This is a genomic window from Pseudomonas poae RE*1-1-14, assembly GCF_000336465.1.
Classification (GTDB): domain Bacteria; phylum Pseudomonadota; class Gammaproteobacteria; order Pseudomonadales; family Pseudomonadaceae; genus Aquipseudomonas; species Aquipseudomonas poae.
The window spans coordinates 5,279,070-5,302,036 of the sequence record NC_020209.1; the positions used below are offsets into that span (position 1 = coordinate 5,279,070).

The 22,967-nt window shown below is 62.1% G+C and carries 15 protein-coding genes; 11 read left to right on the forward strand and 4 right to left on the reverse strand.

The annotated features are described in order from the left end of the window. Nucleotides 1-84 precede the first annotated feature (84 nt). From H045_RS23155 to H045_RS23165, 3 genes are all read left to right on the forward strand, one after another. Entirely contained in the window at nt 85-2,112 is a 2,028-nt protein-coding gene (locus H045_RS23155; protein WP_015373599.1) for a type VI secretion system Vgr family protein, read from the forward strand. Further along, the gene (locus H045_RS23160) at nt 2,112-2,837 is read left to right on the forward strand and encodes a DUF4123 domain-containing protein (protein ID WP_015373600.1); all 726 of its coding nucleotides are present in this window, start codon (nt 2,112-2,114) and stop codon (nt 2,835-2,837) included. Before H045_RS23155 ends, H045_RS23160 begins: the two co-directional genes overlap by 1 nt. Nucleotides 2,838-2,910: 73 nt before the next feature. After that, nucleotides 2,911-3,747, forward strand: a complete 837-nt coding sequence (locus tag H045_RS23165; protein ID WP_003237231.1) for a 23S rRNA (adenine(2030)-N(6))-methyltransferase RlmJ — start codon at nt 2,911-2,913, stop codon at nt 3,745-3,747. Nucleotides 3,748-4,066: 319 nt separating this feature from the next. On the opposite strand, the gene msrA is transcribed toward H045_RS23165, so the two are convergent. From msrA to aceE, 4 genes are all read right to left on the reverse strand, one after another. Further along, a complete protein-coding gene (gene msrA / locus H045_RS23170; protein ID WP_015373601.1) occupies nt 4,067-4,714 on the reverse strand; it encodes a peptide-methionine (S)-S-oxide reductase MsrA in 648 nt (215 codons plus the stop codon). A gap of 71 nt (nt 4,715-4,785) precedes the next feature. Continuing rightward, entirely contained in the window at nt 4,786-7,479 is a 2,694-nt protein-coding gene (locus H045_RS23175) for a putative bifunctional diguanylate cyclase/phosphodiesterase (RefSeq protein WP_003237227.1), read from the reverse strand. A 314-nt stretch (nt 7,480-7,793) separates the two neighbouring features. Continuing rightward, nucleotides 7,794-9,446, reverse strand: a complete 1,653-nt coding sequence (gene aceF, locus H045_RS23180; protein ID WP_015373602.1) for a dihydrolipoyllysine-residue acetyltransferase — start codon at nt 9,444-9,446, stop codon at nt 7,794-7,796. A gap of 11 nt (nt 9,447-9,457) precedes the next feature. Beyond that, on the reverse strand, nt 9,458-12,103 hold the full coding sequence (gene aceE / locus H045_RS23185) for a pyruvate dehydrogenase (acetyl-transferring), homodimeric type (protein WP_003237223.1): 2,646 nt from the start codon (nt 12,101-12,103) through the stop codon (nt 9,458-9,460). A gap of 383 nt (nt 12,104-12,486) precedes the next feature. On the opposite strand from aceE, the gene glnE reads away from it, so the two are divergent. From glnE to H045_RS23225, 8 genes are all read left to right on the forward strand, one after another. Further along, nucleotides 12,487-15,426, forward strand: coding sequence for a bifunctional [glutamate--ammonia ligase]-adenylyl-L-tyrosine phosphorylase/[glutamate--ammonia-ligase] adenylyltransferase (gene glnE, locus H045_RS23190; protein WP_015373603.1), 2,940 nt, complete (start codon nt 12,487-12,489; stop codon nt 15,424-15,426). A gap of 198 nt (nt 15,427-15,624) precedes the next feature. After that, nucleotides 15,625-16,659: a lipopolysaccharide heptosyltransferase II gene (gene waaF / locus H045_RS23195; protein ID WP_015373604.1), complete on the forward strand. Its 1,035-nt coding sequence runs from the start codon at nt 15,625-15,627 to the stop codon at nt 16,657-16,659. Between the two features lies 1 nt (nt 16,660). Beyond that, nucleotides 16,661-17,722 carry a lipopolysaccharide heptosyltransferase I gene (gene waaC, locus H045_RS23200; protein WP_003237218.1) on the forward strand — a complete coding sequence of 354 codons (1,062 nt, stop codon included), beginning with the start codon at nt 16,661-16,663 and terminating at the stop codon, nt 17,720-17,722. After that, entirely contained in the window at nt 17,722-18,846 is a 1,125-nt protein-coding gene (locus H045_RS23205) for a glycosyltransferase family 4 protein (protein WP_015373605.1), read from the forward strand. Before waaC ends, H045_RS23205 begins: the two co-directional genes overlap by 1 nt. After that, a complete protein-coding gene (gene rfaP, locus H045_RS23210) occupies nt 18,843-19,649 on the forward strand; it encodes a lipopolysaccharide core heptose(I) kinase RfaP (protein WP_015373606.1) in 807 nt (268 codons plus the stop codon). The genes H045_RS23205 and rfaP overlap by 4 nt, the downstream gene beginning before the upstream one ends. Next, nucleotides 19,649-20,383, forward strand: a complete 735-nt coding sequence (locus H045_RS23215; protein WP_015373607.1) for a lipopolysaccharide kinase InaA family protein — start codon at nt 19,649-19,651, stop codon at nt 20,381-20,383. The genes rfaP and H045_RS23215 overlap by 1 nt, the downstream gene beginning before the upstream one ends. Then, nucleotides 20,380-21,132 (forward strand): lipopolysaccharide kinase InaA family protein, encoded by a 753-nt coding sequence (locus H045_RS23220; protein ID WP_003237209.1) that lies wholly within the window; start codon nt 20,380-20,382, stop codon nt 21,130-21,132. The genes H045_RS23215 and H045_RS23220 overlap by 4 nt, the downstream gene beginning before the upstream one ends. Then, on the forward strand, nt 21,132-22,577 hold the full coding sequence (locus H045_RS23225; protein ID WP_015373608.1) for a lipopolysaccharide kinase InaA family protein: 1,446 nt from the start codon (nt 21,132-21,134) through the stop codon (nt 22,575-22,577). The genes H045_RS23220 and H045_RS23225 overlap by 1 nt, the downstream gene beginning before the upstream one ends. The last annotated feature ends 390 nt before the right edge of the window (nt 22,578-22,967 follow it).

Below are 22,967 nucleotides of genomic sequence, written 5' to 3' on the forward strand. Positions count from 1 at the left end.
TTTACTGATTTGCCTGGCGTGTGTTCGGTGGAGCAGGGCAGTGGTGCAGAATCGCTCGCCTACCCCTTCGCAGAGAAACACCGGATGTTCGCTCTCGCCAATCAAAGTGCGTTTACCCTGACCCTCGACGGAGAGCCCAGTGAACTCAAGGTTCAGAGGTTTTCGGGGGATGAATTTATCAGCCTGCCTTTTCGGTTCGACCTCGAACTGGTCAGCGAACAACCTGATCTGGACATTGAAAGCCTGCTGCATCGTCAGGCCTTCCTTGCGTTCGACGCCCAGGGTCGAGGCGTTCACGGCCAGGTCTATCGAGTGGCACAAGGTGATTCGGGCAGGCGAATGACCCGCTATCAGATAGCCCTGGTACCGCAGTTGGCTTATCTGGAGCACAGCACCCATCAGCGTATTTTCCAGAAAAAAACCGTACCGCAGATCATTGCACGAGTGCTGGAGGCCCAGGCTATCCAAGCCGATAACTTCGCATTCAAGCTGAGCGGGAAGTATCCGGAGCGTGATTACTGTGTTCAGTTCGATGAAACCGACCTGCAGTTCATCCAGCGCTTGTGCGTTGATTCGGGTATTCACTATCACTTTCAGCACAGCCCCGAGCGTCACCTGTTGGTGTTCGGCGATGATCAAAGCGTGTTTGCCCAGCCGGATCAAGCCACGCCGTACTCGCCGGGTTCCGGAATGGTGCCCGACACGCCTGCGATCAAGCGCTTCATCCTGCAGATGGAGACGCGCACCACGGGTGTGAACCTGCGGGACTACGATTTCAGAAAGCCGAGCCTGGTACTGGAAAGCGCAGCCTCGGGAGAGCAACGTCCCGCCCTGACCGCACAGGGCTATCCTGGGTACTTTATGGATCGCGATCATGGCAACTACCTGGCGCGACGCCTGTTGGAGCGTCATCGCAGCGATTATCGCCAGGCCAGAGGGTTGAGCGACCAGCCGGCGTTAGTCTGCGGGCAGTTCCTGAAGATGGTCGGGCATCCGCGTCAGCAATGGAATGATCTGTGGCTGATCACCCAGTTGCGCCATGAAGGGCATCAGCCGCAAGTGCTGGAGGAGGCTGCGCCTGATGACTATGGCGACGAATCGCCCCAAGGCTACCGGAACGAATTTGTGGTTACACCCTGGGAGGTGATGTTTCGAACACCGTTTATCACGTCGCGGCCGCACATATCCGGCTTCCAGAACGCAGTGGTCACCGGCCCCGTCGACAGCGAGATCCATTGCGACGAATACGGCCGGGTCAAGGTTCAGATGACCTGGGATCGCGATGGTCAACATAACGAACATTCCAGTTGCTGGCTGAGAGTTGCCAGCACGTGGGCCCATGATCGCTACGGTTCTGTACTGATTCCTCGCGTGGGCATGGAGGTGCTGGTGGGCTTCGTCAATGGCGATATTGATATGCCGGTCGTCATGGGTTGCCTGCCCAACGCCGCCACACCCGTGCCCCTCGACCTGCCGGCGGACAAGACCCGCAGCATTTTCCGCAGCCAGAGCAGCCCTGGCGGTGGGGGTTACAACGAGTTGCGCATCGAGGACCGCAAGGGCGCCGAGGAAATCTACCTGCGCGCCCAGCGGGATTGGACCCAGCATGTGCTCAATGACCAGCAGGTGCAGGTCGGCCAGCATCGGCGGGTGAAGGTGGGCGGCGAGTCGCACCACGAGTTGCAGGGCGAAGAACAACGCATCACCCATGGCAACCGGCTCACCGAACTCAAGCAGGACGATCATCTGGTGGTCGGTGGTTCGCAGCAGATGCAGGCCGGCCGCACCATCCGTATTGGCGCGGGGCAAAGCGTGGTCATCGATGCCGGAGCCACCGTCACTATTCAGGCCGGAGGGCAGTCGATCACGCTGTCGTCCGCCGGGATCTTCAGCAGCGTGCCGATTCAGGTCGGTGGCGGGCCTGCGCCGACGGCGCCGCCGTTGCTGCCCGGCGTGACGGACAAGCTGCTGGCGTCTATTGCTGCGCCACTGAGCCAGGTGCAGGTGGCGAGCCTGAAGCGCAGCGCGCCGTTTTGTGAAGAGTGCGAGCGCTGCAAAAACGGGCAGTGTGACATCGCCGAACATGCCAACATCGACAGGAAACTTCCCTGATGCCTATCCCTTTGACGCCCAGTGCCTGGCTGGCGCAGTGCCCTTTGCAGGCCGGTGAAACCCTCTACGCGGTGCTGGGCAATGCCAGCGAGGCCAGGCCGCTTGCCGTCTGGCAAGCCAGGGCTGCCGGGCCTGCGCCTCAACCGATATGGGCAGGAACCGCCTATGCGCAGTGGGGCGAGGTTATGCCTTACGTGGCTATCGCCGAACCGAGCGCTTTTCTCGACTGGATCGCCACCTGCGAATCGACGGATTGGGGATGGTTGGCGGTGTCGTCCAGCCCGTTGGACACCGTGATCGCCCATTTGCAGGGCCTGACCAAGGTGCTGCTGCCCGACGGGCAGGCTGTGTTTCTGCGCTACTGGGATGGCGCTCGCTTTCTGCCGCTGCTGCAACACTTGGGCGATACCGCCGCGGATGTACTGCCGGTGTTTCAGCGTTACCTGATCAATGGCTGCCCGCTCACGGTGACGACGGGTGCGGTGACCGTCGCCAAAACCAGTCCGTGGTGGCAGGTGCTCCCGGCGCTGCTTGAGCATCTGGCCGTGCAATCACCCCAGACCCTGATCGACAACCTGCTGCAATGGCTGGAAGAACAGCGCCCGGACCTGTCCAGCGCTTTTACCCCGGCGACCCTGCAACACAAGCTGTCGTACTTCGTGCGCAGGCCGCAGTTGAACCATGAGGCACTGACCGCCTACCTCAGCAAGGAACTGACGCCCTGAGCACCGCCCGGCACACGGCCCTGCACCTTTGCCCGCGCAGAAGGTAAACTTCGCCCCCTGCGCAGGAGCAACCATGAATTATCGTCACGCCTTTCACGCCGGCAACCACGCCGATGTCTTCAAACACCTGACCTTGACCCGCCTCATCGCTCTGATGTCGCGCAAGGAGCAGCCGTTCGCCTACCTCGACACCCACGCCGGCATCGGCCTGTACGACCTGCAGGGCGACCAGGCCAACCGCACGGGTGAGTACCTCGAAGGCATCGCCCGCCTGTGGGGCGCCAGCGACCTGCCGCCACTGACCGCCGACTACCTGCGCGTGCTGCAGGAGATGAACCCGGACGGCCAGTTGCGCTACTACCCGGGTTCGCCGGAGCTGGCACGTCGCCTCACGCGAGCGCAGGACCGCGTATTGCTCAACGAAAAACACCCGGAAGATGGCGTGTTGCTCAAGGACAACATGAAGGGCGATCGCCGTGTGAAGGTGCATCTGGGCGAAGGTTGGCACGTGCCGCGCGCCCTGCTGCCGGTGCCGGAAAAACGCGCGCTGATGCTGATCGACCCGCCGTTTGAACAGCTCGATGAAATGCAGCGTTGCGCCGCATCCCTCAAGGAAGCCATTGGTCGCATGCGCCAGACGGTCGCGGCGATCTGGTACCCGGTTAAGGACCAGCGCATGTTGCGCCGCTTCTACCAGGACCTGGCCGGCACCGGCGCGCCAAAGTTGCTGCGCGTGGAGCTGCTGGTGCATCCGCTGGACACACCCAATACCCTGACCGGCTCGGGCCTGGCCATCGCCAACCCGCCATGGGGGCTTGAAGAGGAGCTGCGCGAGTTGCTGCCGTGGCTGTCCAAAAAGCTCGGCCAGACCCAGGGCGGCTGGCAGATGGATTGGCTCATCGCTGAATAATTGGCGCTCAAGCCAGGCACCAAACCAAATGTGCGGCTCTGCCAAGTCTTCGACCCAGCGCTGTCGCGCAGCAAGCTGGAGGCTCTGTGGCGAGCGGGCTTGCCCTGCGTTGGGGTGCGAAGCGCCCCCAATCCAGCAAAGCGCGGTGTACCTGATACGGCTCAGCGCCTGGTTTTGCGGCTGCTGCGCAGCCCAACGCAGGACAAGCCTGCTCGCCACAGGAATGTGGCTTCCTGAGATTTCAGTTTTTAAATCAAAAAGTTATTTTGTGTTTGATAAGAGCGGGCAAGCCCGCTCCCACATTTGAGTTGCGCACGTCTTAGATCGGGCAGGTCACGCCTGTGCCGCCGATGCCGCAGTAGCCTTGCGGGTTCTTCGCCAGGTACTGCTGGTGATACGCCTCGGCGAAATACACCGTGGGTGCCTCTGCAATTTGCGTGGTGATTTCGCCCAGGCCGGCCTTGGTCAGTTCCTGCTGGTACGCCTGGGCACTGGCGTGCGCCGCTGCCAGTTGTTCCGGCGTGGTGGCGTAGATCACCGAACGGTATTGGGTGCCGATGTCGTTGCCCTGGCGCATGCCCTGGGTCGGGTTGTGCAATTCCCAGAACATCTTCAGCAAGTCTTCATAATTCACTTTGGCCTGGTCATACACCACCAGCACCACTTCGCTGTGGCCGGTGAGGCCTGAGCACACTTCTTCGTAAGTCGGGTTCGGCGTGTAGCCGCCGGCGTAGCCCACCACGGTGCTGACCACGCCGTCGCGTTCCCAGAACTTGCGCTCGGCGCCCCAGAAACAGCCGAGGCCGAAGATCGCAAAGCCAACGTCGTCGACGAACGGGCCCAACAGCGGGTTGCCGTTGACGAAGTGCGTTTCTGGCAGGTTCATTGGCGTTTCACGGCCAGGCAACGCTTGTTCTTGAGTGGGCAGCACGTTTTTGTTCACCAGAATTTCCGAGCGCAAGACCATGATCAGTCCTCTCAGTCAGATTGAGTTGGATAAGAATCGGACCGCCAGTGTGCCCGAGTGTTACAGCGCTGTCAGGCGATTGGCCCGCGTGGGTAGCGCTTGAGCTTCTCGAGCAGCTCGGAGCCCGGAATCGGCCGGTCGAACAGGTATCCCTGTCCCACGTCGCACCGGTGCCGGCGCAGGAACGCCAGTTGCTCGGCGGTCTCGATGCCTTCGGCCACCACCTTGAGCTTCAGGTTGTGGGCCATGGCGATCACGGCGGAGGTGATTTCCATGTCGTCCTGGTTGTCGGGGATTTCGTGGATGAAGCTGCGGTCGATCTTGATGATGTCGATGGGGAATTTTTTCAGGTAGCTCAGCGACGAATAGCCGGTGCCGAAGTCGTCCATGGCCAGGGTCAGGCCGAAGCTTTTCAACTGGTCCAGTTGCTGGCGCGTGTCTTCGGTGGCCTCCAGCAGCAGGCCTTCGGTGAGTTCCAGCTCCAGCAGGTTGGCCGGCAGTTCTTCTTCCTTGAGGATGCTGGCGATGGAGGCCACCAGGTCCGGGTCGGAGAACTGTTTGGGCGATAGGTTGATCGCCACCTGCAGGTTGCCCATGCCGGCGGCGCTCAGTCGCTTGCTCATGCGGCAGGCCTGGCGCGCGATCCATTTGCCGATAGGGATGATCAAGCCGGTTTCTTCGGCCACGCTGATGAACTGGTCGGGGCGGATCATGCCCTTTTCCGGGTGGTTCCAGCGCAGCAGCGCTTCCATGCCCAGCAGGCGGCCGCTGCGCAGGCACAGCTTGGGCTGATAGAACACGTCCAGCTCGTTTTGCGTCAGCGCGCGGCGCAGGTTGTTTTCCACGAACAGCTTATAGCTGGCCTCGGCATTCAGTGCCTCGGTGAACACCTGCACCTGGTGCTTGCCGTTGGCCTTGGCCTTGTGCAGGGCCAGGCCGGCGTTACGCATGAGGGTCTGCGGGTCGCGGCCATGCAACGGCGCGCAGGCCAGGCCCACGGAGCCGGTGACGCTGATCAACTGGTTGTCGACGAACATCGGCTTGTCGAGCGTGGCGAGCAGTTGGCTGGCGACCTGCTGGCCGCTCTCAAGATCGGTGTCGTCAAGCAGCACCGCAAATTCGTTGCTGGCAAAGCGCGCCAGGCTACCGCCGGTGCTCAGGCTGTTGCGCAGGCGCCGGGCGAGGCTGATCAACAGCTTGTCGCCCGTCTGGTGGCCGAGGCTGTCGTTGATGCGCTTGAAATTATCGATATCCACCAACAGCAGGCTGATCGGACTGTCGCTGTCGCGGGCAAAACGTTCATCGAGGTTGCGGATGAACGCTGGACGGTTGCCCAGGTTGGTCAGGTTGTCGGTGTAGGCCAGGCGCTCGATACGCTGCTGGGCCAGCTTGGTCTGGGTGATGTCTTCGTAGATGCCGATGTAATGGGTCAGCTCACGGTTGTCGCCGTACACCTTGGAAATCGACAGCTGGCCCCAGTAGGGTTCCAGGTTCTTGCGCCGGCTCTTGAATTCGCCCTGCCAGCTGTTGCTTTTGGCCAGGGCCGAGGGCGCGTCGAACAGCAGCTCACTGAGGTTTTCCAGGGCCGGCAACTGCGCCAGGCGATGGCCATGGACCTCTTCGGTGCTGTACTGGGTGATCGCGGTAAAACTGGGGTTGACGTACTCCACCACGCCGTCGCAATTGACCAGCAGAAAGGCATTCGCGCTTTGCTCCACCGCACGCTGGAACAGGTGCAGTGCGCTGGTGGCGGTGCGCCGGTTGTGGTTGTTGATGACCTGGGCGAACTGGTCCGCCAGCTCGCCAGCAAACGCGATTTCATCGGACTGCCAGGCGCGCGGGCTGCCGCCCTGTTCCAGGCACAACACGCCGACCACCTGGCCATCCACGCGAATGCTCGCATCGAGCATGGCGTAAGTGTCGTTGGCGCGCAGGGTCTCGGCCATTTCCCGGGTGCGTGGGTCGCGCATGGCGTTGCTGGCGTCGATGGCGCGGCTGGTGTGCAGGGCCTCCAGGTAATCGGGGAAGTCACTGGCATCAATCGGATCAGGCAGATGGTGGCGCTCGTCGACATGGTTGTACGCCGAGATCGGCACCAAGCGTTTGCCTTCAAGGTTCCAGATGCTGGCGAAATCGATCTGGTAGATATCGCAGGCGCTGCGGGTGATCAGCTCGGCGGCTTCCTGCAGCGAGTTGGAGGTGGTGTAGCGCTGGCGGGCCAGCAGCAGGATCAGCTCCTGCTGGGCGCGCACTCGCTCAAGGTGTTGCAGTTGTTCCTGTTGCGCGCGCTGGTTGAGTTCCAGGGCGATCTGCAGGCGGCTGTTCTGGCTTTCCAGGTCGGCGGCCGGAGCGGTGGAGGGCAGCTCGTTGAACAGGCCCTCCACGACCATCAGGTAGCCGCGCAGCAGGTGACGATTGTGCTGTTTGTAGGCCTCGCCCATTTCCAGCAGGTTCAGCGGGCCATCGTTGGTGTGCAGGGTATAGCGCACCAGATAGTGAGGGCTCTGGCTCAACTGCTGCTGGATGGCATCGTGCAGCTGATAGCGCGCCTGGGGCTCCATCAGGCTGGCGTAGGGCGTGCCGAGCATGGCGCACAGTTCCACCGCCGAGAGGCCGAATTGGCGTTCGCAATTGGGGTCAAGGTACAACAGGGCCCAGCTTGCCTCATTCAGCCGCTCGAAACGCAGCATGCCCAGGCGCGAAGGCACGGGTAATTGCGTCACTACCTCGGCCGCCATACGGGCGACATCGGGCTGGCTTTTCATGGGGAAGCTCACTTGAAATAACGCACTTGGCGCCGGGCTCACGCCCTCTTTACTGTTGCTTGTGGCAAGGTTGCATCATGCAGCACAGGCTGACAAGAGAGGATGAAGGCTAAGTGCTATAAGGCTGTTATCGGCCGGCTGGGGGATTTCTGCAGTCGGATTGATCAAAGGTGTACAAACCTGTCCCCAAGCTCGTTGCCTGTGTGGCATCCGCGCAAAAAAAGCCCCGCCATGTGGCGGGGTTGAGGTACGAGCGTGGCGCTCGAAAATCGGTGCAACCCGGCCTCCCCGATGAAGGGGCGACCGGGTGATGCTTACAGCAGGATGGTGCGGATGTCGTTCAGCAACTGGCTCAGACGCTGGGTGAAGCGCGCAGCCGCGGCACCGTTGATCACACGGTGATCGTAGGACAGCGACAGCGGCAGCATCAGCTTGGGCTGGAACGTTTTGCCGTCCCACACCGGCTGGATGGTCGCCTTGGATACGCCAAGGATCGCCACTTCCGGCGCGTTGACGATTGGCGTGAAGCCAGTGCCGCCAATGTGACCCAGGCTTGAGATGGTGAAGCAGGCGCCCTGCATGTCATCTGCTGTGAGCTTCTTGTCACGGGCCTTGGCAGCCAGCGCAGCAGCCTCGGCGGCAAGCTGCAACAGGCTCTTCTGATCAACGTTCTTGATCACAGGCACCAGCAGGCCATCCGGGGTATCAACCGCAAAACCTACGTGCACGTACTTCTTGCGAATGATCGCCTTGCCGCTTGGCGCCAGCGAACTGTTGAAGTCCGGCAGCTCCTTGAGCAGGTGCGCGCAGGCCTTGAGCAGCAGTGGCAGCACGGTCAGCTTGACGCCGGCCTTCTCGGCCACGGCTTTCTGCGCAACGCGGAAAGCTTCGAGGTCGGTGATGTCGGCCTGGTCGAACTGGGTCACGTGCGGGATGTTCAGCCAGCTGCGGTGCAGGCTCGACGCGCCGATTTGCATCAGGCGAGTCATCGGCACTTCTTCGGTTTCGCCGAAGCGGCTGAAGTCCACGACCGGAATCGGTGGAATGCCCGCGCCGCCAGTCGCAGCGCCGGCAGCCGGAGCTTCCTTGGCCTTCTGCATCATGGCCTTGACGTACACCTGCACGTCTTCCTTGAGCACGCGACCGTGCGGGCCGGTGGCCGACACAGCGTTCAGCTCAACGCCGAATTCACGGGCCAACTGGCGTACCGCCGGACCGGCGTGAACCTTGGCGCCGCTTGGCGCAGGTGCAGCAGCAGGGGCCGGTGCGGCCTCGGCTTTTGCAGCAGGGGCTGCGGCAGGGGCAGCCGGAGCAGCTTCAGCCTTTGCAGCAGCCGGAGCAGCAGCGGGTGCTGGAGCGGCAGCCGACGCAGCGCCTTGTACTTTCAGCTTGAGGATGAAGTCGCCAGTGCCGACTTCATCTTCCAGCTTGACCGCGATGCTTTCCACTACGCCGGCAGCCGGCGATGGGATTTCCATGGATGCCTTGTCGGACTCCAGGGTGATCAGCGACTGGTCGGCTTCGACGGTGTCACCAACCTTGACCAGCAGCTCAATGATCTTGGCCTTGCCCGACGAACCGATGTCCGGGACGTGAATGTCCTGGACCGTGGCTTCTGCCGGTGCAGCAGCCGGAGCCGGAGCCGCAGGGGCTTCGGCGGCGGCAGGTTTTTCAGCGGCAGGCGCGGGTGCGGCAGCGGCTTCAGCCTTGGCCGCAGGGGCTGCATCGGCAGCGCCTTCGATTTCCAGCTCCAGCAGTTCGTCGCCTTCTTTCAGGCGATCGCCCAGCTTCACTTTCAGGCTTTTGACCACACCGGCCTTGGGGGCAGGGATTTCCATGCTCGCCTTGTCCGATTCGAGGGTCAGGATGCTCTGGTCGGCTTCGACGGTGTCGCCGACCTTCACAAACAGCTCGATTACTTCACCTTCACCGCTGCCGATGTCAGGTACGCGAATGAGTTCGCTCACAAAAAGTCTCCTCAGCAGTCCAGTGGGTTGCGTTTTTCCGGGTTGATCCCGAACTTGACGATGGCGTCAGCCACCACCTTGGGTTCGATCTCACCACGGTCAGCCAAGGCTTCCAGGGCTGCCAACACCACGAAGTGACGGTCGACTTCGAAGAAGTGACGCAGCTTCTTGCGGCTGTCACTGCGGCCGAAACCGTCGGTGCCCAGGACTTTGAATTCCTTGGACGGGACCCACTGGCGAATCTGTTCGGCAAACAGCTTCATGTAGTCGGTAGAGGCAATCACTGGACCCTTGCGGCCGGCCAGGCATTCTTCGACGTAGCTCAATGCAGGCTTCTGACCAGGGTGCAGGCGGTTGTTGCGCTCCACGGCCAGGCCGTCGCGACGCAGTTCGTTGAAGCTGGTAACGCTCCACACGTCGGCGCCGACGTTGAATTCGTCACGCAGGATCTTCGCCGCTTCGCGCACTTCACGCAGGATGGTGCCGGAGCCCATCAGCTGTACGTGGTGTGCCGCTTCCCTGGTGTCTTCTTCGAGCAGGTACATGCCCTTGATGATGCCTTCTTCCACGCCAGCCGGCATCGCAGGCTGCTGGTAGGACTCGTTCATCACGGTGATGTAGTAGAAAACGTCCTGCTGCTGCTCGGTCATCTTCTTCATGCCGTCCTGAATGATCACCGCCAGCTCGTAGCCGTAGGTTGGATCAAAGGTGCGGCAGTTCGGGATAGTGGCCGCCAGGATGTGGCTGTGACCGTCCTCGTGTTGCAGGCCTTCGCCGTTCAGCGTGGTACGACCAGCGGTGCCGCCGATCAGGAAGCCACGGGTACGGCTGTCGCCGGCTGCCCATGCCAGGTCGCCGATACGCTGGAAACCGAACATCGAGTAGAAGATGTAGAACGGCAGCATCGGCTGGTTGTGGCTGGAGTACGAAGTACCGGCAGCGATGAAGGAGCTCATGGCGCCCGCTTCGTTGATGCCTTCCTCGAGGATCTGGCCCTTCTTGTCTTCCTTGTAGAACATCACCTGGTCTTTATCGACTGGCTCGTAGAGCTGGCCGACCGAGGAGTAGATGCCCAGCTGACGGAACATGCCTTCCATACCGAAGGTACGGGCTTCGTCCGGGATGATCGGGACGATGCGCGAACCGATTTCCTTGTCCTTGACCAGTTGCGCGAGGATGCGCACGAAGGCCATGGTGGTGGAAATTTCACGGTCGCCCGAACCGTCCAGGATAGCCTTGAGGGTATCCAGTGGCGGTGTAGGAATATCGAACGATTTGGCGCGGCGCTGCGGCACGAAACCGCCCAGTGCGGTGCGACGCTCGCTGAGGTAGCGGGCTTCGGCACTGTTTGGCTCAGGCTTGAAGAACGGCAGGTTCTCCAGCTCTTCGTCCTTGACCGGAATGTCGAAACGGTCGCGGAACAGCTTCAGGCTGTCGACATCGACTTTCTTGGTGTTGTGCGCGGTGTTCTTCGCTTCGCCGGCACCGGTGCCATAACCCTTGATGGTCTTGGCCAGGATGACGGTAGGCTGCTCTTTGTGGTTGACCGCTTCGTGGTACGCCGCGTAGACCTTGTACGGGTCGTGACCGCCACGGTTGAGTTTCCAGATCTCGTCGTCGGACAGGTCGGCAACCATCGCCTTGAGTTCAGGCGTGTTGAAGAAGTGTTCACGCACGAACGCGCCGTCTTTGGCCTTGTAGTTCTGGTACTCGCCGTCGATGACTTCGTCCATGCGACGTTGCAGGATGCCGTCGACGTCCTTGGCCAGCAGTGGGTCCCAGAAACGGCCCCAGATGACTTTGGTGACGTTCCAGTGAGCGCCACGGAACACGCCTTCGAGTTCCTGGATGATCTTGCCGTTGCCGCGAACCGGACCGTCGAGGCGCTGCAGGTTGCAGTTGATGACGAAGATCAGGTTGTCGAGCTTCTCGCGGCCGGCCAGGGAGATGGCGCCCAGGGATTCCGGCTCGTCGCACTCGCCGTCGCCCAGGAAGCACCAGACCTTCTGCTTGCCTTCCGGGATGAAACCACGGGCTTCCAGGTATTTCATGAAGCGTGCCTGGTAGATTGCCTGGATCGGGCCCAGACCCATGGAAACGGTCGGGAACTGCCAGAAATCAGGCATCAGCCAAGGGTGCGGGTAGGACGATAGGCCCTGACCGTCGACTTCCTGGCGGAAGTTGTTCATTTGCTCTTCGCTGATGCGGCCTTCCATGAACGCACGGGCGTAAACGCCTGGGGACGTGTGGCCCTGGAAGTAGATCAGGTCGCCGCCGTGTTCGTCGGTCGGGGCCTGGAAGAAGTAGTTGAAGCCGATGTCATACAGGGTTGCGCTGGAAGCGAAGCTGGAGATGTGACCGCCCAGGTCCGAATCTTTCAAGTTCGTGCGCATTACCATCGCCATGGCGTTCCAGCGTACCAGCGAGCGAATGCGGCGTTCCATGAACAGGTCGCCAGGCATGCGTGCTTCGTGGGTAACGGGGATGGTGTTGCGGTATGGCGTGGTGATGGCGTAAGGCAACTGCGAGCCGCTGCGGGTCGCGAGTTCGCCCATGCGGGTCATCAGGTAATGAGCACGGTCTTCGCCTTCTTTGTCGAGAACCGATTCCAGGGCGTCCAGCCATTCCTGGGTTTCGACGGGATCGAGGTCTTGCATGGCTTGCTCCAGGGCGGAAAGGCTACCAGAATCGGTTGCCTGAAGTTTGCGACTGGCCTTGTGGGCAGACGACATAAATTCTTGGATCGCCGAAGGTTGCTTCGGCGTCCTGTAGTTTTACTACAAATCGTCGGCCATTTCAGCCTTTCGAATGTATATACGAGTAGTAAAACTACACAAGACCGAGCGTATGGCTCGGTCTGGCTGGTGAGCATAATCGTTAATGTTGATCTTTTGCGAACAAGAAAAGGTTCAAGTTTGATGTTACCTGCCAAGATTGATTTAATTTCAGCTATTTCTAACTTTTGTTCGACAGTTCTTCAACGGGAGCGGTTCATGCGCTCACCTCTACAGGCCGTTTACACGCCGATCAAGGATAGACCATGAGCCTTCCAACGCTGGCCGAACTGCCTGCCATTCTCTTGCCATTTGCCCAGCGGGCCGAGCAGTCATTTCGTGACGCCGTGGCCGCGCTGGATGACGATAATGGACTGTGTGCGTGGACGCCGCAACGGTGGGCAGCGTTTACCCGTGTGTGCGCCGCCAGTGATTTTGTCATTGAACAGAGCGTTCGTGACCCTTTGATGTTGCTTGAGTTGGTGGCCTGGGGCGAGCTGGATCGCGGCTTTGCGCCGGGCGAGCTGTGCAGCCAGATCGCCGGCGCTGTGCAACAGGCGCAGACGGAAGATGAACTGGGCCGTTTGCTGCGGCGCCAGCGTACGCGCCAGCAAGTGCGCATCATCTGGCGCGACCTGACCCGCCAGGCCGACCTGGTGCAAACCTGCCGCGACCTCTCCGACATGGCCGACGCCTGCATCGACCAGGCCTATCAGTGGTTGTACCAGCGCCATTGCGTGCAATTCGGCACGCCCACGGGGCGACGCAGCGGCGACGCCCAGCACATGGTCATCCTCGGCATGGGCAAGCTCGGCGCAATGGAGCTTAACCTGTCGTCGGATATCGACCTGATCTTCGCCTACCCCGAAGGTGGCGAGACGGTGGGGGTGAAGCGCTCGCTGGACAATCAGGAGTTTTTCATCCGTCTTGGTCAAAAACTGATCAAGGCGCTGGACCCGATGACCGTCGATGGCTTTGTCTTTCGCGTCGACATGCGCCTGCGCCCCTACGGTTCCGCCGGCGCGCTGGTGCTGAGCTTCAACGCGCTGGAGCAGTATTACCAGGACCAGGGTCGCGACTGGGAGCGCTACGCGATGATCAAGGCGCGGGTGGTGGCGGGCGATCAGGTGGCCGGTGCGCTGCTGCTGGATATGCTGCGACCGTTCGTCTACCGCCGTTACCTGGATTTTTCGGCCATCGAAGCGCTGCGCACCATGAAGCAGTTGATCCAGCAGGAAGTGCGGCGCAAGGGCATGGCCGAAAACATCAAGCTGGGTTCGGGCGGCATTCGCGAAGTGGAATTTATCGCCCAGGCGTTCCAGCTCATTCACGGTGGCCGCGACCTGAGCCTGCAACAGCGGCCACTGCTCAACGTGCTGGGCACTCTCGAAGGCCAGGGTTATCTGCCGCCGGCGGTGATTGCCGAGTTGCGCAATGGCTACGAATTCCTGCGCTACACCGAACACGCCATCCAGGCGATTGCCGACCGTCAGACGCAGATGCTTCCCGATAGCCCGGAAGACCAGGCGCGCATTGCCTTTATGCTCGGCTTTGCCGACTGGACGGCGTTTCACGAGCGCCTGATGCACTGGCGTGGCCGCGTGGACTGGCACTTCCGCCAGGTGATTGCCGATCCGGATGAGGAGGAGGGCGAAGAAAGCGAGTTGGTCGTGGGCGGTGAGTGGTTGCCATTATGGGAAGAATCCCAGGATGACGATGCGGCCTGCCGCCAACTGGCCGAAGGCGGCTTTACCGATGCACCCAAGGCGCTCAAGGCCCTCGCCAGCCTGCGCAGCAGCCCGCAATTGCGCGCCATGCAGCGTCTGGGGCGCGAGCGCCTGGATGCCTTTATTCCGCGCCTGCTGGCCCAGGCCGTGGAACACGCCAACCCGGACCTGGTGATGGAGCGGGTATTGCCGCTGGTGGAAGCCGTCGCCCGTCGTTCGGCCTACCTGGTGCTGCTTACCGAAAACCCCGACGCCCTGCGCCGCTTGCTGACCCTGTGCGCCGCCAGCCCGTGGATCGCCGAGCAAATCACGCGCTTCCCGCTGCTGCTGGATGAATTGCTCAACGAAGGCCGTCTGTTCAAACCGCCGCTGGCGCCGGAGTTGGCCGCCGAGTTGCGCGAGCGCCTCACGCGTATCCCCGAGGACGATCTCGAGCAGCAGATGGAAGCCCTGCGCCACTTCAAACTCGCCCACCGCCTGCGCGTGGCGGCCTCGGAAATCGCTGGCAGCCTGCCGTTGATGAAGGTCAGCGACTACCTCACCTGGCTCGCCGAAGCCATTCTCGAACAAGTGCTGGCCCTGGCTTGGCGCCAGACGGTCGCGCGCCACGGCTCGCCGCAGCGGCTGGACGGCAGCCTGTGCAATCCGGGGTTCATCATCGTCGGGTATGGCAAGGTTGGTGGCATCGAACTGGGCCATGGCTCGGACCTGGACCTGGTGTTTATCCACGATGGCGACCCCCATGCCGAAACCGACGGCGCCAAGCCAATCGATGGTGCGCAGTTCTTCACGCGCCTGGGCCAGCGCATCATTCACCTGCTGACCACCCAGACCAACTCCGGCCAGCTGTACGAAGTGGACATGCGCCTGCGACCATCCGGCGCGTCCGGGCTATTGGTCAGTTCGCTGGGGGCATTCGACCGCTATCAACAAAATGAAGCCTGGACATGGGAACATCAGGCCCTGATCCGCGCGCGGGTGCTGGTGGGCAGCCAGGATGTGGGCCAGGCATTCGAGCAGGTACGGGCGAAAGTGCTGGGGCGTGAGCGCGACTTGGCCAAGCTGCGCCAGGAGGTCAGCGAGATGCGCGCCAGGATGCGCGACAACCTCGGCACCAAGGCCACCACGGCCGGCACCGGCGCCAATGCCTTCGAGGCCACGGCCCTGTTCGACCTCAAGCAGGACGCCGGAGGTATCGTCGATATTGAATTTATGGTGCAATACGCGGCTTTGGCGTGGTCTGCGCAACATCCTTCGTTGCTGCGCTTCACCGACAATATCCGCATTCTGGAGGGCCTGGAGCAGGTCGGGCTGATGCCCGCCGCCGATGCCCATTTGCTGCGTGAGGTGTACAAGGCCTACCGTTCTGCCGCACACCGCCAGGCCTTGCAAAACGAGGCCGGCACGGTAGCCGGGGATCAGTTCGCCGACGAACGGCGCCAGGTGATGCGGATCTGGAATGAACTGGGGTTAAGCTGATTAATTAAGTGGCTCCAATTTAATCTGGAAATCGGCTTTATGTGGGAGCCGGGCTTGCCCGCGATGCAGGCGCCTCGGTACTTCAGCCATACCGAAGCGATGCCATCGCAGGCAAGCCAGCTCCCACAAAAAGCGCGATCTACAATCATTGTCGATGCGGGGAGGCATAAGCCTCCCCGTATCGTTTGTGGAAACTACATGAATATTCTGATCGTTGGGCCCAGTTGGGTCGGTGACATGGTGATGGCACAGACACTGTTCCAGTGCCTGCGCCAGCGCCATCCAGACTGCCAGATCGACGTGCTCGCCCCCGAGTGGAGCCGACCGATCCTTGAGCGTATGCCTGAAGTGCGCCAGGCCTTGAGTTTTCCGCTCGGCCACGGTGCGCTTGAGCTGGCGACGCGCCGGCGTATCGGCAAGTCCCTGGCCGGCCGGTACGACCAGGCGATCCTGCTGCCCAACTCGCTCAAGTCGGCGCTGGTGCCCTATTTTGCCGGCATCCCCAAGCGCACCGGCTGGCGCGGCGAGTTTCGTTATGTGCTGCTCAACGATGTGCGCACCCTCGACAAAACACGCTACCCGCTGATGATCGAGCGCTTCATGGCCCTGGCCTATGCGCCGGGCGCCGAGCTGCCCACGCCGTACCCACGGCCGAGCCTGCAAATCGACCCGCTGACCCGTGACGCCGCGCTGACCAAGTTCGGCCTGCAGTTGGATCGCCCGGTGCTTGCGCTGTGCCCGGGGGCGGAGTTTGGCGAGTCCAAGCGCTGGCCGTCGGAGCATTACGCCAAAGTCGCCGAGACGAAGATTCGCGAAGGGTGGCAGGTGTGGCTGTTCGGTTCGAAAAACGATCATTCGGTGGGCGAAGACATCCGCCAGCGCCTGATCCCAGGCCTGCGCGAAGAAGCGGTGAACCTGAGCGGCGAGACCTCGCTGGCCGAGGCGATCGACTTGCTCTCCTGCGCCGATTCGGTGGTGTCCAACGACTCCGGGCTGATGCACGTGGCCGCCGCGCTGAACCGTCCGCTGGTGGCGGTGTACGGCTCCACCTCGCCGGGCTTTACGCCACCGTTGGCCGACAAGGTCGAAGTGGTGCGCCTGGGCCTGGAATGCAGCCCGTGCTTTGAACGCACCTGCCGGTTTGGCCACTACAACTGCCTGCGCCAATTACTGCCCCAGCCGGTGACCGATGCGCTGCAGCGGTTGCAGGGCGACGTGGTCGAGGTTCACTGAGTTGCGGGTACTGGTAATCAAGACCTCATCCCTGGGCGACGTGATCCATGCGTTGCCGGCACTCACCGATGCGGCGCGGGCGATCCCCGGCATCCGGTTCGACTGGGTGGTGGAAGAAGGCTTTGCCGAAATCCCCACCTGGCACCCGGCGGTCGACAAGGTGATTCCGGTGGCGATTCGCCGCTGGCGCAAGAATATCTGGCAAACCCTCAAAAGCGGCGAGTGGCGACGCTTCAAACAGAGCCTTCAGTCGACCAAATACGACCTGGTCATCGACGCCCAGGGCCTGCTTAAAAGCGCCTGGCTGACCCGCTACGTGCGTGCGCCCGTTGCCGGGTTCGATAAAAGCTCGGCCCGTGAGCCCATGGCGGCGCGTTTCTATTCGCGGCGCCTGGCCGTGGCCCGTGGGCAACATGCGGTGGAGCGGCTGCGCCAGCTGTTCGCCGTGGCCCTGGGCTACGACCTGCCCAAAGGCTTGGGCGACTACGGCCTGAGTGTGGAAAAACTGCTCGGCCTGCCGCCGGAAAAACCCTTTGTCCTGCTGTTGCACGGCACCACCTGGGACACCAAGCACTGGCCCGAAGCCTATTGGCGCGAGCTGGCCGAGCGCATGGGCCGCCTGGGTGTGGACGTGAAACTGCCCTGGGGCAATGCCGACGAAAAAGCCCGCGCCGAACGCCTGGCCCAAGGCTTGAGCAACGCCCAGGTGCTGCCCAAACTCAACCTGGCCGGCGTTGCCCGCGTATTGGCCGGCGCCCGCGCCTGCGTGGCGGTCGACACCGGCCTCGGTCACCTCGCCGCTGCGCTGGACGTGCCGACCATTTCCCTGTTCGGCCCCACCAATCCGGGCCTGACCGGCGCCTACGGCAAGGGCCAGATTCACCTGGCCAGCGACTGGCCGTGTGCACCCTGCCTGCAAAAACACTGTACCTATCAACCGACGGCCGACGACGTGCGTCGGTTCGACATCCAGCGCGAGTCGCCCCTGTGCTTCACGCGCCTGAACCCTGAGCGTGTGGCAAGCCGACTGAGCACGTTGTTACTGGCTGAGGAGCTGCACTGATGCAACTGGCATTTGTTCTGTACAAATACTTCCCCTTCGGTGGCCTGCAGCGCGACTTCATGCGCATCGCCCTGGAGTGCCAGCAGCGCGGCCACACCATTCGTGTCTATACGCTGATCTGGGAGGGCGATATCCCGCCGGGCTTCGAGGTGCTGGTGGCGCCGGTCAAGGCGTTTTTCAACCATCGGCGCAATGAAAAACTCAGCGCCTGGATGGAGGCAGACCTGGCCAAACGCCCGGTCGACCGCCTGATCGGCTTCAACAAGATGCCCGGCCTGGACGTTTACTACGCCGCTGATGGCTGCTTTGAAGACAAGGCGCAAAACCTGCGTCACTCGCTGTACCGCTATTTCGGTCGCTACAAGCACTTTGCCGACTACGAGCGCGCCGTGTTCGCCAAAGATGCCAAGACCGAAGTGCTGATGATCTCCGAAGTTCAGCAGCCGCTCTTTATCAAGCACTACGACACCCCGCTTGAGCGCTTTCACCTGCTGCCGCCGGGCATTGCCCAGGACCGCCGGGCGCCGCCGAACACGGCCGAGATTCGCGAAGGCTTTCGCCAGGAATTCAACCTGGGCGATGACGACCTGTTGCTGGTGCAGATCGGCTCGGGCTTCAAGACCAAGGGCGTCGATCGCAGCCTCAAGGCCGTGGCCGCATTGCCCGCCGAGCTGAAAAAACGCACGCGCCTGTTTGTAATCGGCCAGGACGACCCCAAAGTATTCCAATTGCAGAGCGCCACGCTGGGCCTGGGCGACAATGTGCAGTTTCTCAAGGGACGCAGCGATATCCCTCGCTTCCTGCTGGGCGCCGACCTGTTGATCCACCCGGCGTACAACGAAAACACCGGCACCGTGTTGCTCGAAGCATTGGTGGCCGGTCTGCCGGTGCTGGTGTCGGCGGTGTGTGGCTACGCCCATTACATCGCCGAAGCCGACAGTGGCCTGGTGCTCGATGAGCCGTTTGAACAGAACCAGCTCAACGCGTACCTGGCCCGCATGTTGACCGATTCTGCACAGCGCGCGGCCTGGGGCCGCAATGGGCTGGCCTATGCCGAGACAGCCGACCTCTACAGCATGCCGCAGCACGCGGCGGATGTGATTCTGGCGGAGCCAAAACCATGAAGTTGATGCTTGCCGAACCGTTCAAGAGCCTCTGGGCCGGACGCGATGCGTTCGCCGAAGTGGAGCGTCTGGAGGGCGAGGTGTACCGCGAACTCGAAGCCCGTCGCACGCTGCGCACCGAGGTCGAGGGGCGTGGTTATTTTGTGAAGATCCACCGGGGTATCGGTTGGGGCGAGATCGTCAAGAACCTCGTCACCGCCAAGCTGCCGGTACTCGGCGCGGGCCAGGAGTGGCTGGCGATCCAGCGTCTGCAGGAAGTCGGCGTGCCGACCATGACCGCTGTCGCCTATGGCGAGCGCGGCAGCAACCCGGCCGATCAGCACTCGTTCATCATCACCGAAGAGCTGGCGCCTACCATCAGTCTTGAAGATTTCAGCATCGACTGGGTCAAGCAGCCGCCCGAGCCGCGCTTGAAGCGCGCGCTGATCGCCGAAGTGGCGCGCATGACCGGCATGATGCATCGCGGCGGCGTCAACCATCGCGATTGCTATATCTGTCACTTCCTGCTGCACACCGACACGCCGGTGACCGCCGAGCATTTCAAGCTGTCGGTGATCGACCTGCACCGCGCGCAGACCCGCGCCAGAATCAGCCATCGCTGGCGCAACAAGGACCTGGCCGCGCTGTACTTCTCGGCGCTGGACATCGGCCTTACCCGCCGCGACAAATTGCGCTTCCTCAAGGGCTATTTCCAGCAGCCGTTGCGCCGCATCCTGGCCGAAGAAAGTGCCCTGCTGCAGTGGCTGCAAGGCAAGGCCGACAAGCTGTATGCCCGCAAGCAGCGTTACGGGGATGCGCTCTGATGGCGGGTTGGAACCTGGAGCCTGCGTACGCCAACCTCGCGGATGACTTCGGCAGCCTGGCGGCGGTGTTTGCCTTGCAGGGCGAACGGCTGACCCGCGACCCGCTGTCGGAAGTGATCCGCGTGGAACGCGGCGGGGTCAATTACTACGTCAAGCGCTACGTCGGTGCCGGTAAGGGCTTGCGCCGCTACCTGGGCAAGCCCCGGGTGAAGTCCGAGTGGCAGAACCTCAAGCGCTTCGCCAAGTGGGGCATTCCCACTGCCGACGTGGTTGCCTGGGGCCTGGAGCGCAACGGCCTGGCCTACGACCGTGGGGCGATGATCACCCGTGAGCTGCCCAGGACCGAAGATCTGTCGGCGCTGGCCGAGCACAAGGACGCGCGCCTCAAGGATCCCCGCTGGGTCAATGCGGTCAGCCGCCAGCTCGCCGAATACACGCGCACCATGCACGAACACCGGTTTACCCATAACGATTTGAAGTGGCGCAACCTGCTGGTGGATGACCAGGCCACGCTGTACCTGATCGACTGCCCCAATGGCGATTTCTGGCGCGGCTTCTGGCTCAAGTACCGCATCACCAAGGACCTGGCGTGCCTGGACAAAGTGGCCAAATATCACCTGTCGGCCACCCAGCGCCTGCGCTTTTACATGCAATATCGCCAACGCACGCACCTGACGGTGTCGGACAAACTGCGGATTCGCCACGTGGTGAAGTTTTTCGAGGGACGCGAATGAGTGACTTCCTGGCGGCCGAGGACCGCGCTCTGCTCGAGCGCCACGGCCTGGCCACTTTCGACGCCCTGTGGGCCAAGCAACTGGACGCGGTGGACGAGCCGAACACCAGCCGTGGCGGCTGGAGCAGCGTGTTTCGCCTGGAGCTCGACGGCCACGGTTACTACCTCAAGCGCCAGAGCAATTATCTGACACGCACCTTGCACAGCCCGTTGGGCGAGCCGAGCTTCGCCCGCGAGTTTCGCAATATCAGCCGGTATCGGGCGCTGGGCATCCCGGCACTGCAGGCGGCGTTTTTTGGCGAGCGCAAGGTCGCGGGCGAACGCCGTGCGATGCTGCTGACGCGTGCGCTGGATGGCTGGAACGACCTGGACTCGTTGCTGGAGCAATGGTCGTCACTGAGCGACGCCCAGCACCACGCGATCCTGCTGGCCTGCGGTCGGCTGGCGCGTCAGTTGCACAGCGTGGGCCAGGTGCACGGCTGTTTTTACCCCAAGCATATTTTTTTGCAGGCGACTGGTGACGGTTACGCCGCGCAACTGATCGATCTGGAGAAAACCCGCCCGTTGCTGTTCGGCTGGCGTGACCGGGTCAAGGACCTGGAACCGCTGTTGCGCCGCGCGCCGCAGTGGTCTCAGGCCCAGGTGCGGCAACTGCTGGCGGCGTATCTTGAGCAACCGCAGGACAGCGCGCTGGTCGATACCTGGTACCAGCGCCTCACTGCGCGGCGCAGTCACAAGGAGAACCGCTGATGCGTTTGTCCGAACTCAAACAGGCCGGACGCCGTCCGAGCCTGCCGCTGACCATCGAGTTGGCGGATGCGGCTGGCACTGGCCAATTGCAACTGCTGAGCCTGTTGCGCGTGTTGCCGGGCGAGCGCTACGTGGGCGCGGCGGTCTGGCGGGGGCGCCCGGTACTGGCCAAGTTGCTGGTGGGCAGCAAGGCGGCGCGGCACTTTCAGCGTGAATTGAGCGGTGTGCGCCTGCTGGCCGAGCAAGGGCTGACCACGCCGCTGCTGCTCGCCGATGGCTTGCAGGAAGGCGAGGGCGGCTGGCTGTTGTTCGAATTTATCGAGGGCGCCCAAAGCTTGGCCGACGCCTGGCGCGCGGTCGAAGACTTGCCGCCGTTGGCCGATGAGCAGACGGCGGTGCTGGCCGAGGCCCTGGGCGCGATTGCGCAGATGCATGCCAAGGGTGTGTGGCAGCAAGACTTGCACCTGGACAATCTGCTGCGCCAGGGCGACACGCTGTACCTGATCGACGGTGCCGGTGTGCGGGTTGAAGAGGCGGGCAAGCCGCTGTCGCGCAACCGCGTGCTGGAAAACCTCGGCGTGTTCTTTGCGCAGTTGCCCAGGAACCTCGAGCCGTTTACCGAAGAATTGCTGGTGTATTACCTGCTGAGCAACGGCGAGCACGCATTGCCGTTGCAGGCGCTGGAAAAACAGGTGCGCAAGGTCAGCGCCTGGCGCCTGAAGGACTTCCTCGGCAAAGTGGGCCGCGAGTGCACGCTGTTCAGCGTGCAGCGCGGCGCCTTTGGCTTGCGCGCGATTCGTCGCGAAGAAGAAGCGGCGATGTTGCCCGTGCTGGAGCAGGCCGACGCATTGCTGGATCAGGGTCACCTGTACAAGACCGGCGGCGCAGCCAGCGTGGCCAGGGTCGAAGTGGCCGGCCGGCCGCTGGTGATCAAGCGCTATAACATCAAGGGCTTCGCCCATTGGCTCAAGCGCTTCTGGCGCCCAAGCCGCGCCTGGCATTCCTGGCGCGAGGGCAACCGCCTGGCGTTCCTCGGCATCGCCTCGCCCAAGCCGTTGGCGGTGCTGGAAAAACGCTTTTTCTGGCTGCGCAGCCGGGCCTATCTGGTGACGGAATACCTGCCGGGACCGGACATCATTGAGCGCTTTGCGCCTTACGTGGAAAACGGCCACGCCCCCGAAGCCGAGTTGCAGGCGCTCGACCAACTGTTCGCCGAACTGATCCGCGAGCGCATCAGTCATGGCGATTTCAAAGGCCACAACCTGTTCTGGGCCGGGGATCGGTGGTCGCTGATCGACCTGGATGCGATGTGCCAACACACCTCCGATGCCAGCTTTGCGCAGGCGTTTGCCAGAGACCGCGCGCGGTTCATGCGCAACTGGCCTGAAAGCAGCGCGTTGTATCAGCTGATTGATCAGCGCCTGCCCACTCGCACGAGCGCATAAGATCCAGAGGGGGAGGTGGCTTGCTCCCGATGAGGGTGTGTCAGTCGGTACCTGAGTTGACTGCCCGCCGCTATCGGGAGCGAGGCCCCTTTTTATTAAGTACAAAGACAACTTGTAATTTAAAGCCTGAAATTTCAGGCAAGCCCGCTCGCCACAGAGGCTACGGTTTGCTGTGCGGCAGCACCAAGTCGAAGATTTGTCGGAGGCTCCTTGACTGGAATGATTCACGTCAGATGGATCCAGGTATATGTCGCCTGGGCAACAGCAATGGGGCAGTTGTTGTTGCGCAAGAACAGTCCGCGTTTGCTTTTTTTCTTTATTTCATTGATTTAAATAGATAAAAATCCTGGCACACACTCTGCAATGACAATCGGTGAACCCATTCACCGG

Bases quoted from the DNA above. Each gene is read 5' to 3' on its own strand.
- glnE (WP_015373603.1), top strand. From the start codon at position 12,487: ATGAGCCTTCCAACGCTGGCCGAACTGCCTGCCATTCTCTTGCCATTT.
- H045_RS23205 (WP_015373605.1), top strand. From the start codon at position 17,722: ATGCAACTGGCATTTGTTCTGTACAAATACTTCCCCTTCGGTGGCCTG.
- H045_RS23160 (WP_015373600.1), top strand. From the start codon at position 2,112: ATGCCTATCCCTTTGACGCCCAGTGCCTGGCTGGCGCAGTGCCCTTTG.
- aceE (WP_003237223.1), bottom strand. From the start codon at position 12,103: ATGCAAGACCTCGATCCCGTCGAAACCCAGGAATGGCTGGACGCCCTG.
- H045_RS23155 (WP_015373599.1), top strand. From the start codon at position 85: ATGTTCGCTCTCGCCAATCAAAGTGCGTTTACCCTGACCCTCGACGGA.
- H045_RS23215 (WP_015373607.1), top strand. From the start codon at position 19,649: ATGGCGGGTTGGAACCTGGAGCCTGCGTACGCCAACCTCGCGGATGAC.
- msrA (WP_015373601.1), bottom strand. From the start codon at position 4,714: ATGGTCTTGCGCTCGGAAATTCTGGTGAACAAAAACGTGCTGCCCACT.
- H045_RS23220 (WP_003237209.1), top strand. From the start codon at position 20,380: ATGAGTGACTTCCTGGCGGCCGAGGACCGCGCTCTGCTCGAGCGCCAC.
- rfaP (WP_015373606.1), top strand. From the start codon at position 18,843: ATGAAGTTGATGCTTGCCGAACCGTTCAAGAGCCTCTGGGCCGGACGC.
- H045_RS23165 (WP_003237231.1), top strand. From the start codon at position 2,911: ATGAATTATCGTCACGCCTTTCACGCCGGCAACCACGCCGATGTCTTC.
- H045_RS23175 (WP_003237227.1), bottom strand. From the start codon at position 7,479: ATGAAAAGCCAGCCCGATGTCGCCCGTATGGCGGCCGAGGTAGTGACG.
- H045_RS23225 (WP_015373608.1), top strand. From the start codon at position 21,132: ATGCGTTTGTCCGAACTCAAACAGGCCGGACGCCGTCCGAGCCTGCCG.
- waaF (WP_015373604.1), top strand. From the start codon at position 15,625: ATGAATATTCTGATCGTTGGGCCCAGTTGGGTCGGTGACATGGTGATG.